The sequence below is a fragment of the Haloarcula sp. Atlit-120R genome, assembly GCF_003665885.1.
In the GTDB taxonomy this organism is placed as follows: domain Archaea; phylum Halobacteriota; class Halobacteria; order Halobacteriales; family Haloarculaceae; genus Haloarcula; species Haloarcula taiwanensis.
The window spans coordinates 42,222-56,679 of record NZ_QPLN01000004.1 but is presented as its reverse complement, the minus strand read 5'-3'; the positions used below and the strand labels follow the sequence as shown (position 1 = coordinate 56,679).

20 protein-coding genes are annotated in these 14,458 nt (G+C 63.9%); 6 read left to right on the top strand and 14 right to left on the bottom strand.

The genetic code is table 11. The features are described from left to right. Positions 1 to 47: 47 nt before the first annotated feature. From psmA to DVK01_RS14800, 5 genes are all read right to left on the bottom strand, one after another. Entirely contained in the window at positions 48 to 818 is a 771-nt protein-coding gene (gene psmA, locus DVK01_RS14820; protein ID WP_101350262.1) for an archaeal proteasome endopeptidase complex subunit alpha, read from the bottom strand. A 2-nt stretch (positions 819 to 820) separates the two neighbouring features. Continuing rightward, positions 821 to 1,306, bottom strand: a complete 486-nt coding sequence (locus tag DVK01_RS14815) for an Rpp14/Pop5 family protein (RefSeq protein WP_101350263.1) — start codon at positions 1,304 to 1,306, stop codon at positions 821 to 823. Positions 1,307 to 1,375: 69 nt separating this feature from the next. Further along, the gene (locus tag DVK01_RS14810; RefSeq protein ID WP_121537376.1) at positions 1,376 to 2,095 is read right to left on the bottom strand and encodes an RNase P subunit p30 family protein; all 720 of its coding nucleotides are present in this window, start codon (positions 2,093 to 2,095) and stop codon (positions 1,376 to 1,378) included. Beyond that, a complete protein-coding gene (locus DVK01_RS14805; RefSeq protein WP_121512147.1) occupies positions 2,095 to 2,520 on the bottom strand; it encodes an RNA-binding protein in 426 nt (141 codons plus the stop codon). Before DVK01_RS14805 ends, DVK01_RS14810 begins: the two co-directional genes overlap by 1 nt. Before the next feature lie 7 nt (positions 2,521 to 2,527). After that, positions 2,528 to 2,713 carry a hypothetical protein gene (locus tag DVK01_RS14800; protein WP_004515500.1) on the bottom strand — a complete coding sequence of 62 codons (186 nt, stop codon included), beginning with the start codon at positions 2,711 to 2,713 and terminating at the stop codon, positions 2,528 to 2,530. A gap of 634 nt (positions 2,714 to 3,347) precedes the next feature. Between DVK01_RS14800 and DVK01_RS14795 the strand changes: the two genes are divergently transcribed. Then, positions 3,348 to 3,917 carry an NUDIX hydrolase gene (locus tag DVK01_RS14795; protein ID WP_101350266.1) on the top strand — a complete coding sequence of 190 codons (570 nt, stop codon included), beginning with the start codon at positions 3,348 to 3,350 and terminating at the stop codon, positions 3,915 to 3,917. A gap of 19 nt (positions 3,918 to 3,936) precedes the next feature. On the opposite strand, the gene DVK01_RS14790 is transcribed toward DVK01_RS14795, so the two are convergent. Further along, the gene (locus DVK01_RS14790; protein WP_121537374.1) at positions 3,937 to 4,761 is read right to left on the bottom strand and encodes a hypothetical protein; all 825 of its coding nucleotides are present in this window, start codon (positions 4,759 to 4,761) and stop codon (positions 3,937 to 3,939) included. A gap of 286 nt (positions 4,762 to 5,047) precedes the next feature. Beyond that, a complete protein-coding gene (gene thiC, locus DVK01_RS14785; protein ID WP_101350268.1) occupies positions 5,048 to 6,484 on the bottom strand; it encodes a phosphomethylpyrimidine synthase ThiC in 1,437 nt (478 codons plus the stop codon). Between the two features lie 117 nt (positions 6,485 to 6,601). On the opposite strand from thiC, the gene DVK01_RS14780 reads away from it, so the two are divergent. Beyond that, complete coding sequence (locus DVK01_RS14780; protein WP_121512145.1) at positions 6,602 to 7,483, top strand: extracellular solute-binding protein; 882 nt, start codon at positions 6,602 to 6,604, stop codon at positions 7,481 to 7,483. Beyond that, the gene (locus DVK01_RS14775; RefSeq protein WP_101350270.1) at positions 7,458 to 8,258 is read left to right on the top strand and encodes an ABC transporter permease; all 801 of its coding nucleotides are present in this window, start codon (positions 7,458 to 7,460) and stop codon (positions 8,256 to 8,258) included. Before DVK01_RS14780 ends, DVK01_RS14775 begins: the two co-directional genes overlap by 26 nt. A 29-nt stretch (positions 8,259 to 8,287) precedes the next feature. On the opposite strand, the gene DVK01_RS14770 is transcribed toward DVK01_RS14775, so the two are convergent. Continuing rightward, complete coding sequence (locus tag DVK01_RS14770; protein ID WP_121537372.1) at positions 8,288 to 9,115, bottom strand: molybdopterin synthase; 828 nt, start codon at positions 9,113 to 9,115, stop codon at positions 8,288 to 8,290. A 165-nt stretch (positions 9,116 to 9,280) separates the two neighbouring features. Between DVK01_RS14770 and DVK01_RS14765 the strand changes: the two genes are divergently transcribed. The 3 genes from DVK01_RS14765 to DVK01_RS14755 all read left to right on the top strand — a co-directional run bounded on the left by DVK01_RS14765 (position 9,281) and on the right by DVK01_RS14755 (position 10,648). Continuing rightward, positions 9,281 to 9,940, top strand: a complete 660-nt coding sequence (locus tag DVK01_RS14765) for a helix-turn-helix domain-containing protein (protein WP_101350272.1) — start codon at positions 9,281 to 9,283, stop codon at positions 9,938 to 9,940. A 73-nt stretch (positions 9,941 to 10,013) separates the two neighbouring features. Next, positions 10,014 to 10,364 carry a hypothetical protein gene (locus DVK01_RS14760; protein WP_121537370.1) on the top strand — a complete coding sequence of 117 codons (351 nt, stop codon included), beginning with the start codon at positions 10,014 to 10,016 and terminating at the stop codon, positions 10,362 to 10,364. 8 nt (positions 10,365 to 10,372) lie between these two features. Further along, positions 10,373 to 10,648, top strand: a complete 276-nt coding sequence (locus DVK01_RS14755; protein WP_101350274.1) for a HalOD1 output domain-containing protein — start codon at positions 10,373 to 10,375, stop codon at positions 10,646 to 10,648. Positions 10,649 to 10,672: 24 nt separating this feature from the next. On the opposite strand, the gene moaC is transcribed toward DVK01_RS14755, so the two are convergent. From moaC to DVK01_RS14725, 6 genes are all read right to left on the bottom strand, one after another. After that, positions 10,673 to 11,146: a cyclic pyranopterin monophosphate synthase MoaC gene (moaC, locus tag DVK01_RS14750; protein ID WP_101350275.1), complete on the bottom strand. Its 474-nt coding sequence runs from the start codon at positions 11,144 to 11,146 to the stop codon at positions 10,673 to 10,675. Between the two features lie 44 nt (positions 11,147 to 11,190). Next, the gene (locus DVK01_RS14745; RefSeq protein WP_121537368.1) at positions 11,191 to 11,751 is read right to left on the bottom strand and encodes a molybdenum cofactor biosynthesis protein B; all 561 of its coding nucleotides are present in this window, start codon (positions 11,749 to 11,751) and stop codon (positions 11,191 to 11,193) included. A gap of 105 nt (positions 11,752 to 11,856) precedes the next feature. Next, positions 11,857 to 12,375, bottom strand: a complete 519-nt coding sequence (locus tag DVK01_RS14740) for a TRAM domain-containing protein (protein WP_121537366.1) — start codon at positions 12,373 to 12,375, stop codon at positions 11,857 to 11,859. A 138-nt stretch (positions 12,376 to 12,513) separates the two neighbouring features. Continuing rightward, on the bottom strand, positions 12,514 to 12,831 hold the full coding sequence (locus DVK01_RS14735) for a DUF5783 family protein (RefSeq protein WP_101350278.1): 318 nt from the start codon (positions 12,829 to 12,831) through the stop codon (positions 12,514 to 12,516). Between the two features lie 120 nt (positions 12,832 to 12,951). Then, complete coding sequence (locus tag DVK01_RS14730; protein ID WP_121537364.1) at positions 12,952 to 13,617, bottom strand: HD domain-containing protein; 666 nt, start codon at positions 13,615 to 13,617, stop codon at positions 12,952 to 12,954. 85 nt (positions 13,618 to 13,702) lie between these two features. Next, positions 13,703 to 14,362, bottom strand: a complete 660-nt coding sequence (locus tag DVK01_RS14725) for a helix-turn-helix domain-containing protein (RefSeq protein WP_101350280.1) — start codon at positions 14,360 to 14,362, stop codon at positions 13,703 to 13,705. Between the last annotated feature and the right edge of the window lie 96 nt (positions 14,363 to 14,458).

Genomic DNA, 14,458 nt, shown 5'->3' with positions numbered 1-14,458 from the left:
TGGTCGGACAGAAAAGAGCCGAGCCGCCCCGAAGGCTGTCGGAAGCGTTACTCTTCTTCGGTGTCTTCGTCGTCCTCGTCGTCGCCAGTGTCGAGCAAGTCGGCCTCCGCGAGATGGGTCTCCTTCTCCTCGTCGGTCAGCTGGCCGAACGTCTCCGTTTCGACGTCAACCGTGGCGACGCCGATGCCTTCCGGCGTGAGTTCGTCGTCATTGACCGACGCGAGCGCGGCCAGTGCGAGGTCGACGCCCTCATCGAGGTCCATCCCTTCGTCGTAGTGCTCTTCGAGGTAGTCCCGGATGTCGCCGCGGTCGGCCCCGACGGCGAGGGCCTTCCACTCGTAGGGTGTGCCAGAGGGGTCGGTCTCGAACAGGCGGGGCTCGCCGTTGACGATGCCGCCGATGATGAGCGCGACACCGAACGGGCGCGCGCCGCCGACCTGCGTGTACTGCTGGATGTAGTCGGTGATTTCCTTGGTGAGGGTTTCGACGCCGACCGGCTCGCCGTAGCGCAGCTGGTTCACCTGCGCCTGTCGGCGGGCGAAGTCGATGAGCTGTCGGGCGTCGGCGACGTGGCCGGCCGAGGCGATGCCGATATGGTCGTCGGCCTTGTGGATTTTCTCGACCGAGGAGCGCTCCATCAGCGGCGACCGGATGCGCTTGTCCACGGCGAGAACGACGCCGTCGCTCGTTCTGACGCCGATGCTTGCTGTGCCGCGTTTGACCGCTTCGCGGGCGTACTCGACCTGGTAGAGGCGTCCGTCCGGGGAGAAGATAGTAATCCCGCGGTCGTAGGCCTGCTGTTGGTTTTGTCCCTGCATAGTTATCGGAAATCGAGTGCTGTCGCGCCGACGAACGCGCCATCGGAGGCCGTTTCGACGTCGTAGCGTGGCGGCCGAACGGTAGCGCTCCGGTCTGCGTTCTCGAACACGACGTGTCTCTGTTCAGTGGCTTCCGGCGGCCCGCGTATATACTTTTCTTCACAGGCGCGGACGGTGCCGCTAATCCCCCGGATGCGGACCCGAACCTCGTGGTCGTCGACGGTGTTCAGGCAGGTCAGTGCGGCCCGTGCCGGGTCCGTCTGGCCGCGTCTGGTCCGGACGATGGCCTCGGCCGTGCCGTCGTAGTCGTGGAACTGGAGAACGGTCATATCCGTCTCGGCGCTGCCGGTGTCGCCCAGCAGGTTCTGGGCGGCGTACCACACCTCGCGCTGGAACGCCCGGCGGTCCAAGGCGGCATCCGGCCAGGTCTCGATGGCAACGGCGAGATACCGCCACCGGGGCCGGAGGTGTTTCGGGAGGTGTTTCATACACAAGCGTTGGAACGAAGCACAATGAGCGGTGCGGTGTGCTGACCAGTCAGGGTGGCGGTAGCAGAGCTACTGCTCGCCACCGTCGGCATCGTTTGCGTCGTCTGCCATCCGAACGCCCGGCTCGATGACGGCGTCGCTCTGGCGCCCGCGGTTGCGCTCCGCGACTCGGCCCCACTCCGCCAGTCCCTCGCGGACGGTGTCGGCGTCGAAGCCGATGGTCTCCCCGACCGCGATGAGGTCCCGCGGTGCGCGAATCTGGAGATGGTTGCTCGGCGACGCCGAGACGACGAAAGGTGCGCCGGCGTCCTCGACCAGTTCCCTGAGCTTCCGGAGTTCCTTGATAGCCCGGACGCGAGTGCCGCCGGAGGCCCGGAGCACCGGGCCGAAGTCGAACTCGACGCGGACGCCGTTGTCGGCCGCCGCGTTCGCCAAAACGTGGTTGAAGTCGCCGTCCTCTCGCATCGGGTGGGCAAGCACGTCGACGGTCGGTTGCTCGACAGCGAACCGATTGATGCGGCGGTTGCCGCCGTGGACGACGACGACCGTCCGGTCGCTTCGGTAGTTCCCGACGAACCCACTCGCTCGTGAGGGGTCGTCCGCCCGGACTTCGACCCCGGCCGCGACATCGACGCCGCACGCGTCACTGATAGCGTCAGCCTCGTACTCGGCTGGCTTGTCGCCGTGGTTCCTGACGACGATACCGTCGTAGCCCGAATCGGCGGCCGTCAGCGCGTGCCGGGCGACGGTACTGTCACCGTCAGGGTGGGCGTAGACGGCCTCGTACATCACAACTCCTCTAAGAGTTCGCGGGCGTTAGCGACGGCTTTCTCCCGCTTTGCGGGGTAAGCCTCGACTTTCGCCCGGAGCGTGATGCCGTCGCCACGCTCGACGTCGCCACCGAACGCGGCCTGTTTATCGAAGGTGACGAAAAACGAACAGTTGTCGTCGACCCGGTCGTCCAGTTCCGCACGCACCGCGTCGATGTCCGGCGCTGACGCGACCTGCGTGAGCACATGCCGGATATCGTCGGCGTTCTCGACGCGAGCCGAGAGGACGATGATACGGTCGCCGTAGTGTCCCTCGCTCTGTGCGCGCTCGATAGGGTAGTCCTCAGGCAGGAACGTTCGGAGCGCTTGCTCGACACGTTTGTCGTCCTCCGTCGCGTAGCAAAAGGTCCGAAGGTCGACGTAGTGGAACGGAACCGACGACATCGAGGCCCTACTCGTCCTCAGCGGCTTCGAGGTTGTCTTCGGGGACGCCCTGCTCCTGCCCGTCCTCGAAGGAAACCGTGTAGTTGGCGTCGCCGAACATCGTCTCGACGACCTGCGTGATAGTGCCTTCCTCGCCGTCGTAGTCGCTGTGCTCGTCGTGGAGAATAACGCTGTCGTCCTCTTCGAATGCCATACCGTGCGGTACTCGGTGGCTCGTCAAAAAGGGACTGATTCGGGTTTGCTCGACTCAGCCGCGGACGTGGTCGGAAGTGTACCGTGATACGTCCTGTTTGAACCAATCGGGACGGCGACAAAACTCTGTCGGACGTAGGGTAGGCGGTGTGGCCACAAGAGACGACCGCCTCGATTGGGTTCTATCGCTTCCGTTACGAAATGGGCGAGATTAGACCAGTCTAAATATTTACTTAGATAAATAGAATTAAGTGGACAGGAGTTCCACATTGGCGTGCGTTCCGTGATTGACGGAACGCAAAGGCGTACAGATCGAGTGGGTAGAACGACCCGTCAGGTCGTCACAACAGCTAAAGAGTTCCTGCTACACGGGAGCGTGGCTATCATTGTTCGGACCGCTTCCCGTGTTTCGCTTCGGCTGAGTCAGCCCAACATGTATCCGCAATAATATGTCTATTTATTGATAGCAGCGCATTGGATACAGCGGCGGAATCGCCCGGGAGAAGCCACGACAGCCCATCTGTCACAACAACTGTTATGGGACTCTCTAAACTATCAATCGACATGGTCAGCCCACCGCCTTCCCCCATCGAGACGGTTGTTTCGTCGAGGTGTCAGACACAGATAGGACACAGATGACGAGCGTCGACGACCTGTGGTACCTCTCCGACGGAGCCTGTCAAACGGCCGAGCAGACGTATCACGACCTCCGGAAGCGCTACACGGATTTCGTCGAGTTCACGCGCCATCGGAACGTCCCGCGGAACCGGTTTCGAGACGTGGCCACCGTCGCCCGGGACCACGGTGCGCCCTACGGCGCGCACGCGCTCACCTACCGACCCACTGGCGAACTACTGCTTGTCCGCCACGAGGGTGTCGACATGTGGGTTCTGCCCGGCGGTGAACTCGACGCCAGCGAATCGTTTCAGGAGGCTGCACTGCGGGAATTAAACGAGGAGAGCGGCATTGAAGCGACAATTGAGGGACTGGCGATGCTCGGACGAGTCGAGTTCTACTGTGACGGCAACATGGCCTGGGGCGTCCTACCGGTGTACGAGGCGAGAGCGGAGACAACCAGCATCGCCGTCGACGACCCGGACCACGAAATCAGTGAGGCCCGGTGGTTCGACGAACTGCCGGCCGACACGCGCGACCGCGAGGAGATTCTGCAGTGGCGCGGACAGCGGTTCGGCGACGGGGCGTAATCCGTCGAGATTGAACCCGCTACTCCGGCCCGAAAGACTGTCCCTCGCGGGCATCGGCGTTCATCCGCCGGATGGTCGCGCGGGCATTGCTGGCGTCGTACCCGAACAGCACGCTCTCGGCGTACTCGTCAGCCACCTCGACAGCCTTCGAGAGGTCGTCAACGTCCACGTCGACGGCGTATAGCTCGATGCTGAACGGAGTTGAGAGGCGGTCCTGCCAGCCTTTCGCGAGAATCTCCAGCCAGTAAGTCGTCGAGTACGCCATGTCGTAGATGGGGACGACGAACTCGTCGACGTGCTCGGCGATGTCGTCGACAGCAACGCCGGAGCGGGCTTCGAGATGGCCGGGATAGGGGTCCGGATACAGCGTGAGGTACATCTCACCGGGTACGCGCTTGCGGGCCTCGGCAACGAACTCCGTGATGACGTTCGTGCGCCAGGCCGACCAGTCATCAAAGTCGCTCTCGGCGAAGCGCCGCTCGCACCGGTCGCAGTGGCAGTACTCGTCCCGGGGGAAGCCCACATCGTCGAGGCGGACATCCTCGTTGACAGTTGCCGCCTCCTCGATGATGTCGAGCAGTCCCTCGCGGTAGCGGTCGTGGGTCGGACAGACGTACGTCCAGTCGAAGTAGGGCTGATTCCGTGTCGCCGGCGTTCCTTCGTCGTCGAACGCGAGCAGGTCCTCCTCGCTCTCGACCGCGTTGTCGCCAAAACAGGACACCATGTTGACCGCGCCCGCAATCGGTTCGACAGCGCGGCCGGTCACGTCCTTGACCTCGTAGAACGCCCGGTCGAACTCGGACCACTCCGTCTCCTCCTCGTTACGGGTGACGACGCCGTACATACACGCTGGTACGGCGGTTCACCGGGTAAGGGTTCGGAAAGCGACGGCACTGCCGACGAAACAACTGAGAGAATACTGCCGACCGTCGGGCCCCCTCATACGACGCCGTTGGGGACCAGTGGGCAGGGCGGCCGACAGTAGGTTTAGAGGGCGATACAGCCGAGTTAGGCAGCCTTACCGCTTGACAACGTACACGAGGGCAAGCGCCGCGACCGCGACGAGGGCGATGACTTTCTTTTGCATCATTTCAACAAACGAACACCGATTATAAAGAACTATCGCCGTGCTAATCGTCGGCATGCTCGCCGGTATCAGAGCCGGTGTCGGCGTCAGAGCCGGGAATATCCGCCTCGTCGTGGGTACCGACGGGCGGTCGGTTTACCGCTGCCGCTGACGTGTCTTCGAGAGTCGTCCGGTCGTCGGCGTCTAGCGACTCCATCTCGCCGCCGGACCGCGCGTCCTGGTCGATGCGCATCGAACAGAACTCCGCGCCACACATCGAGCAGAAACGCGCCTCCTTGTAGTTGTCACCGGGGAGCGTCTGGTCGTGGTACTCGCGGGCGCGGTCGGGATCTAGCGCTAACTCGAACTGTTCGCGCCAGTCAAAGGCGTAGCGGGCCTCCGAGAGCGCGTCGTCCCAGTCCTGTGCGCCCTCGCGGCCGTTTGCCACGTCGGCGGCGTGAGCGGCGATGCGATAAGCCGCGAGTCCGTCCCGCACATCGGCTTTCTGCGGGAGCCCGAGGTGCTCTTTGGGAGTTACGTAACAGAGCATCGCCGCGCCGGCGCGGGCCGCCTCCGTCGCGCCGATGGCGCTCGTGATATGGTCGTAGCCCGGCGCAACGTCGGTCACGAGCGGGCCGAGGACGTAGAACGGCGCGCCGTCACAGACGTTCTGCTGGCGTTCGACCTGCTCTGTGATCTGGTCCATCGGGACGTGGCCCGGTCCCTCGACCATCACCTGCACATCGTGTTCCCAGGCGGTCCGCGTGAGGTCGCCGAGCGTGTCCAGTTCGGCGAACTGTGCGTCGTCGCCGGCGTCAGCGAGACAGCCCGGCCGGAGCCCGTCGCCGAGGCTGAAGGTCACGTCGTACTCGCGGAATATCTCGCAAATCTCCTCGAATTTCGTGTACAGCGGGTTCTCCATGCCGTTCTCCTCGATCCACTTCGCCAGGATGGACCCGCCGCGAGAGACAATCCCCGTTTTGCGGCCGTCGGTCAGCGGCAGGTGTTCCATCCGGACGCCAGCGTGGATGGTCATGTAGTCGACACCTTGTTTCGCCTGCTTCTCGATGACATCGAGCAGCAGTTCGTGGGTAATCTCACCCGGGTCGCTGGCGCGCTTGACCGCCTCGTAGATGGGTACTGTTCCAATGGGGACCGGCGAGTGCTCGACGTTGGCCGACCGTATCTCGTCAAGGTTGCTCCCGGTCGAGAGGTCCATCACGGTGTCCGCGCCGTAGTGGACAGCCGTGTGTAGCTTCTCCAGTTCGCCCTCGATGTCGCTTGTCTCCTCGCTGTTGCCGATGTTTGCGTTGACTTTCGTCGCAAACTCCCGGCCGATAATCATCGGGTCCAGCGCGTCGTGGCCGACGTTCGCGGGAATCACCGCCTGTCCGTCAGCGACTTGCTGTCGGACGAACGCCGGGTCGACGTTCTCGCGTTCGGCGACTCGCTCCATCTCCTCCGTGACGGTCCCGTTCTGCGCTGCTTCCATCTGCGTCATGATTACTAGGTTATACTACTTAGTTATAAAACACCGTGGTCAAAAATGTGAAAGGCGCCCTGTCAATACTGGGAACAACCCCAACACAGATGTACCCGAACAAGAAATGACCGAATAATGGCCCGACGTACCCGGCGTGCAGTGCTTGCGGCACTGGGAAGTGGTATCGCCGCAACTGCAGGCTGCGGGGCGTTCGGTCGAGGGCGAGTGGACGTGCTGGTCGCGGGGAGTCTGCAGAACGCGGCCAGTGAGACGCTCCAGGGCCAGACAGACATCGAGCTGGCCGTCGAAGCCCGCGGATCAGTACAGGCTGCTCGTCTCGTTGCCGACGGGAAACGAGACCCCGCTATTGTCGCCCTAGCGGACCCGACCCTGTTCAGCCGAGTCATGGACACTGCCTGGCACGCAGTGATCGCCGGCAACGAGATGGTGCTTGCGTACAACCCAGAAACGACCGACGGGACGCGCATCGCGGACGCAGAGCCGTGGTACGCCCCGCTTAGACGCGACAGCGTCTCGCTCGGCCGCACCGACCCGTCGCTCGACCCGCTTGGCTATCGAACGCTGTTCGTGCTGGCCCTCGCGGCGGACTATTACGACGAGCCCGACCTGTCCAATGCTATCCTTTCGCCGGACCAGACGTACCCCGAGACACAACTGCTCGCGCAGTTCGAGACGGGGGCCGTCGACGCCGCCTTCGTCTACCGGAGCATGGCGGTCGAACGCGACTACCCGTTCCGAGAGTTCCCGCCGGAGATACACCTCGGTGACCCCGCGCAGGCCGAACAGTATCAGGCCGCCAGCTACGAACTGCCGAACGGCACGATACTCACTGGCAGCCCTATCGAGTACGGGGCTGTCCGCCGTGCTGCTGCAGAACCGGCGCGTACAGCCTTCGAGGCAGTCCTGTCCGGAGACTGGCTCGCACCACACGGATTTACCGTCCGTCAGGCGTATCCTCGACTGGTGGGAGATGTCCCGAGCACTGTCACGCGGTGAGACCAGAGCCGGCCATACGGTCGGCGTGCGCGAGCTCGTTCCCGTTCTGGGAGCGGTGCTGCTCCTGTATTTCGTCGTTCCAGTGCTCGTGCTCGTTCTCACGTACTCCCCGACGGCGCTGCTGACGAGTCTGACAGAGACGTACGTCATCAACGCCGCAGTCACGTCTCTCGTTGCCGCACTCGGCAGTACAGTCATCGCTGTCGTGTTCGGCCTGCCACTGGCCTACTGGCTCTCGCGGACCACGAGTGTGCTGGCGACCGTCGCGATGGGTGCCGTCGTCCTCCCGCTCGTCCTCCCGCCAGTCGTCAGCGGGATGTTGCTGTTGACAGTCGTCGGCCCGAACGGACTCGGCGGTCTCACCGACCTGACGGTGACGCGGTCGCTACTTGGCGTCATCGCCGCCCAAACGTTCGTCGCGTCGCCGTTTTTCGTCGTCACTGCCAAAGCCGCCTTCGATGGCATTGATGACCGGCTCGAAGAAGCCTCACGGTCACTCGGGCGCGACTGGGTTGGGACGATGCGCTCGGTGACGGTCCCACTCGCAAAGCCCGGGCTACTCGCCGGCCTCGTCCTGACGTTTGCCCGCGCGATGGGCGAGTTCGGCGCGACGATGATGCTGGCGTACTACCCGCGGACGCTCCCCGTCCAGATATGGGCCTCGTTTATTTCGGACGGGTTGGACGCGGCGCTGCCGGTGGCGGTCGTCCTGCTGGGCGTCGCGCTCGGAACGCTGCTGGTGGTCCACGCGCTCCGGGCGACGCCGTGGCGGTAGCGGGCCGGCAACGCGAAAAGAACGCCGACTTACCGCTCGTGGGCCCAGAACTCCTCGTCGACGGTGACTTCCTTCTTGAACAGCGGCACTTCCTCCTTGAGGCGGTTGATGCCGTCCTCGACTGCACGGAACGCCTCGCCGCGGTGGCCGGCCAGGATGACGACGAAGACGATGTCCTCGCCGGCCTCGACCACGCCGGTCTTGTGGTGTAAACGGACCGCATAGACGCCGTCGCGTTCTTCGAGGTCCCGCCGGAGCGCGGCCATCTTCTCGGCGGCGACCTCGTCGTAGCGCTCGAACTCTAGCAGTTCCGTCGGCGGGTCCTCCGGCCCCTCCTGTGCGCGGACGCGCCCGGTGAAGGTCGCAATCGCGCCAGAGTAAACTTCGTCTGGGTCCCGCTTGACATCCGCGACGAGTGTTTCCAGCGTGATGTATGGGTCCCGTTCCTCCAGCGCCGTGACGATGTCGTCGAGGTCAGCGTCCGCGCCGTGGGGCGCGCGGTGGAGGACGGGGTCGGCGGCCTCGCGGTCGCCGAGGACCACCTTCGGTACCGCCGCGTCCGAGTACCCCTCGACGAGTGCGTAGTCGTAGTCGGGCGCAAGGGCGTCCAACGCCTCATCGAGGGTCTGCGACCGCCCCGTCGCGTACCACTCGCCGTCGTCAGTGAGTGCGACCGTTTCGGCCGCCCCGGCGTCGCGGTGACGAGCCGTGTCCTTCCCGTCCGTGTCGACATCCGGCGGGTGCGTACAGTGTTTCACCGTCGCGACACGTCCGGTCTCGGAGAGCCGCTGTGTCAGCCGCTCTACCAGCGTGGTCTTCCCCGACTCGGAGTGGCCGACGATTCCCAGCACGTGCATGCGCGCCTCTAACACAGGAACGTAGATAGGCCTTGTTCCTGACCGCGGGGCCGTGTCTACCGCTCGGCAGTAGCCGACGCGGTACCCGGCTCCTACCAGTCCGACGGGGGCATGCCGCGGGTGGTCGTACTCTATATTGATTACCTACCGGAGAGTAGCGACGCTATGACTGTCGTGGCCGAGTTCACAATCGACTCGGACGAGTTCATTCTCGGGAAGGTGCTGGCGAGGGGCGACAACACGCACGTGGAGATGGAGCGGGTGGTGCCCGCCTCGGGGCGGGTGATGCCGTACATCTGGGTCCACGGCGGGGCGTTCGACGAGTTCGAAGTCGCTGTCGAGTCGAGTACGTACGTCCAAGCACTGCGCTCGCTCGACCGCATCGGGGAAAGCGCCCTCTACCGCGTCGAATGGGCCGAGGACGTGGAGAGTCTCATCTACGGCATGGCGGAGACGAACGCCACGATTCTGGAGGCCAGAGGCAACGTCGAGTGGTTCTTCCGTATCCGGTTCGACGACCACAGCGGGCTCACGGACTTCCACAACTTCTGTACGGACCACGACATCGTGTTCCAGCTGGACCGCGTGTACACGCTCGCGGAGGAGTACGACGGCGGGTATATGTTCGACCTGACCGACTCACAGCGGCGGGCGCTGGTCCTGGCCGTCGAATCGGGCTACTTCGAGGTGCCGCGTGGCACGACGCTGGGCGAACTCGGGGCGGAACTCGGTATCTCGGAGCAGTCGGTCTCGGAGAGCATCCGCCGCGCGACCAACAAGGTACTCCACTCAGTGATGTTCGACTCGCCGAAATGGGAGCGATAACAGGCGTCGACATATAAATGGGTGATATAACAGGTAATAGTGCCTTACCCTTCCGGGACGTTCCTCAGAACAGATGTCCAAGAGAGAGACGCTGAACTGGAGTTCGGTCTTCGATTGCCTGGCGAACGACGAACGGCGGGCCATCCTGAGCTTCCTGGTCGACGAGGACGGCCAGGTGACGATAGACGACGTGGCCGGACACCTCGCAGTCGACGACGACGACGACACCGCGGTCGGCCGGGCGCGCGTCCAGTTGCACCACGTCCACCTCCCGAAGCTCAACGCCGCGGGGCTCATCGTCTGGAGCCGCGACCAGGGCACCGTCCGGGAGACGACACTCGCGTACCAGCTCCCCGTCGGAGCCATCACGACCGCGCCGGTGACCACGGCCCAAGGTACTGAAACCCAACAGGTGAGCGACTGACGGAGACGATGGTCGATAGCACAGACAATAACGAGATCGTGGATGCGATGACCGAGCCGTACGACTCGGTCACCGGCGTCGTCGTCCGGGCCGTCTCGACAGCGAACGACTGCGACCCCCTCGACCTGCCGCCGCTGGCGGACACCGTCGACGGGGACGTTCTGGAGGCACTGTTCCCCGTGCCGGACAGCGACCTGACGGTGTCCTTCGAGTTCGCCGGCCGGGCCGTCGTCATCCAGAGCCCGGCGACGGTGTACGTACAGCCGGCGTCCCGGAGCGAGTAACCGGGGCGGTCCGCCTCGCAGGGCTTACCGCTCGACGGTTTTCTCGACGACGCGGATGTCTTCGATGGCCGTGGTCGGGTACTCGCCGTCGGCGTCTTTCTCGTTTGCCTTCACCATATCCCAGACGACGTTGAGGCCGGTCGTCACGCCCTCCAGCGCTTCCATCTCGCAGCCGGTTTTGCCGACTGTCTCGACGGCAACCGTGAGTTCGACGGCCTCGTCGCCGACGGTGAACTCGACTTCGACGTTCGTGATGGGGATCTGGTGGCACATCGGCACCGTCTCCCACGTGTGTTTCACCGCCTGAATCGCGCCGATGCGGGCCGTCGTCAGCACGTCGCCTTTCTCCACCTCGTCGGCGTCGATGGCCGCCAGCGTGGACTCGGTGAGCCGAATCTGTCCGCGCGCGACTGCGCGGCGCTGGCTCTCGGCCTTGTCGCCCACATCAACCATCTGTGCGTCCCCCTCCTCGTCGACGTGCGTGAACTCCTCGGGCATACCTCCCTGTAGCCGATGCCGGCCCAAAACCGTGCGGGTCCGTGCTACCGGCGGACGAGCCCCAGCAGGTGGCCCACAGCGGGCGCGACGAGTCGCTCCGCGCCCGTCCGAGCGGCGTTCTCGCTGCCGGGGAGACAGAACACCAGCCGGTCGTCGACGATGCCGGCGGTCGCCCGCGAGGCCATCGCCATCGGCCCGACTTCCTCGTAGGAGAGCCAGCGGAACAGTTCGCCGAAGCCGGGAATCGGCCGGTCAAACAGCGGTTCGATGGCGTCGACAGTCACGTCGTCGGGCGTGAGACCAGTCCCGCCGGTCGTCAGAACCACGTCGACCCCGTCATCCAGCAGGCTGGCAACGGCGTCTTCGATAGCGTCCATCTCGTCTGCGACGAGCCGACGCTCGGCGATCTCGTGGCCCGCGGCTTCGCAGGCCGCAGCGATGCTGTCACCTGCTGGGTCGTCGTCCAGCGTTCGCGAGGTCGAGACGGTGAGGACGCCTATTTCAACCCCTTCAGCGTCGTGGGCGTGATGGTCGTCGTGGGTGTGTTCCCTGTGGTCGTGTCCCACCTCGCTGTCGCTGGCGTCCTCGTCGTGGTCGTGTCCCATACAAGGGATGACAGTCGGCGGCAAAATATACCCTCGGCTGCGTGGCCGGCGGTCGCACTAACTCTAGCAGCGTCCACGACAAGTGCCAGTCGATAGGAGCGGTGCTTATTCGTAGTATGGGAGCCGCTCGACGATCTCAGCGAAGGCCACGTTCTCGCGGACCTGATTCATTTTGACACGGAGGCGCTCCCCCACATCGGCGTCGGAGACGATAACGACGTACCCGCCGTCGATACGTGCGACGCCGTCGCCCTTGTCGCCGATGTTGTCGATTTCGACGACACGCGTTTCACCCTCAGCAACGGGCGGGGACGACGGTTCGAACTCAGGTTCCCCGCCCGGTTTGTTGGACCGGGAATCGGACTGGGTCTCAGACTTGGATTGTGAATTGGACCGAGGCCCGGGCTCCGAGTGGGAATTGGACCGAGGCTCGGGACTGGATTGAGACGGTGACTGGGGTGTGGGTGCCTCGGCCGCCGGCTCGAACAGCGCGATCCGGTACAGCGTCTCGGAGGCCAGCGTTCCCAGTTCGACCTCTTGTTTCGGAATCTCGATCACGTACGAGTCGTTGTGCTCCTCGACGGGTGCGGTAAAGAGACAGTGAAGATCTGAATCGGTCGCCATTAGTATAATTGGTTCGGCTAGGACCGGAACTGCATTGATTCTGGTGTTTTCGATCCGCCGGGCCGACCGCTACCGGAGGGGAGGCGAACAGGCTGTGCACGCCCGCTATCGAGCGAGCCGTCGGGCAGCGATCGGGGATTACTCGAACTCGAACAGCCGACGGAGCTCGCGCTCGATGGCGTCAGTGAACGCCGACAGCACTGTGTCGAACGTCGCTTCGTCGCCCGGCAGAGACTGCGCACGCGCCGCAGTGTCGTCGGGCAGCCGGATACTGAACGTCCCGTCCCCCTCGTACACCGGCTCGCTCTCGCTGAGAATCTGCCGGTCTATCCCGCGAAGGACTTCGGAGTCGTACTGCCCATGCAGTTCCTGATACGCGTTCGAGTACGCCGCTTCGAGCTCCTCGAAGTAGTAGGCGTACTTCTCGTCGAATTTCTCGGCGTCGAACTCGGTCATGGCTGCAGTGTCGCCGGGGCGAGGGTAAAGGGTTCTGTGACGCCGGGGACAGCACACTCGGTCGAGACCGACGCGCTCGAAGTCGGGTTTCGGTGCCTATCGGCTCCGGCCGGACACCGGCTATCGCTCCCCCGTAACCCCGATTTCACCGGCGAATTGCGTGAAGAACTCGTCCATGAATTCCCGACGCTGCTGACCAAGACGCCGGCCGGGGTAGGTGTACAGCATATCGACGCGTTCCTGCGCCCAGTCCCGGAGAAGTGCGATATCCGGAGAATCGGTGGACTCGACATCGGTAGCTGACGTGTCATCGATGACCGCGTATTTCTCACCCATCCGCCCGGACCGCTCGCCGACGATACAGGCCAGTCGAATGAGGCCGCGCGCGCCGGCAGCGTCCAGCTTGTCCGCGTCGAAGAGGAGTTTCGCCTCCAGCGTTTCCGGTTCCGGGGAACTCGCCCGGATACTGTGTGTTCGGATACAGTGTTTCAGACGGCCGATTCGATCAGGTTCCACACCTTCGGCCGCGAGTAGTTGCGCGGCTTCTGCTGTGGCCCATTCGTCGTGGTCATCGATGTCACCGGCCCGCTCCCGGGGCCGACCGATATCGTGGAGCCACGCCGACGCGGCGAGGATATCCCGGTCGACCGAGCCGTCGCAGTCGTCCGCGAGTCGAAGTGCGATGTCTCTGACTCGCTTGGCGTGAAACTGGTCGTGGGCTGGGAGGGCGTCTTCGTAGTACGGGACCGACAGTGTTCGAGCGAGGGGACCAAGTTCCTGTGTCATTGGCAGCGGTGGCACCTCGCGTTCGGGCTGAAATAACTGCTGTGAAATACGTCAGTATCGTTGACATGTTTCGAGGGCGTGCCACTCAGCGGGCGTCAAGCAGGTCGTCGAGGAGCTTCCGCTGGGCGGCAGCGAGGTGTTCGGTGAACGTCGAGGTAGAGATGTCCAGCGCGTCGGCCACGTCGCCGGCGGTCGCCTCGCGCGGGTGCTCGAAGTACCCCATCTCGTGGGCCCTGGTCAGCACCTCACGCTGGCGGCTGGTCAGTTTTGCTCGGTCGAGGACGACCGGCTGGTCCGTCTCTGTGGACGTGTCCTCCAGTAGCCGTCGGAGTTTGACCGTCTCACCCTCGGATTCGAGGTCGTCGACGATGTCTCGCAGGGTCGGGATGTCGTCAACGAGGAACGTGACGACGATGGAGTCGGTGTCTGCCGAGAACTCCTGAACGACGCAGCCGGCTGCTTCGATACGTTCACACACGCAGCCCTGTCCGGCTGCCCGAGACAGCTGAAACACGTGTCGCTGGTCGTAGGCGAACACGTGGTCGGCGCTTGGGTCTGCACTCTGTAGCACTGACGGCGTTCCCTCACTGCCTTTGAGCGTGAACTCTTCGACAACCCGGCCAGCACCGCCACTCGTTGCGCTCCGGGAGACTGACGACACCGACCACTCCTCGTCAGCGTGCGGTTGCACCTGACACGACCGAGGGCCGAACACTTCGACCTCGGCAAGCATTCGGCCCGACATGTGTGGGGAATCCCCCGGCTAGCATAAAAGAGTCTGTGCGAACATGTTCGTATAAAAAACCGCCATATAATGGGCCTAAGATGTCGGGCTGGCAGT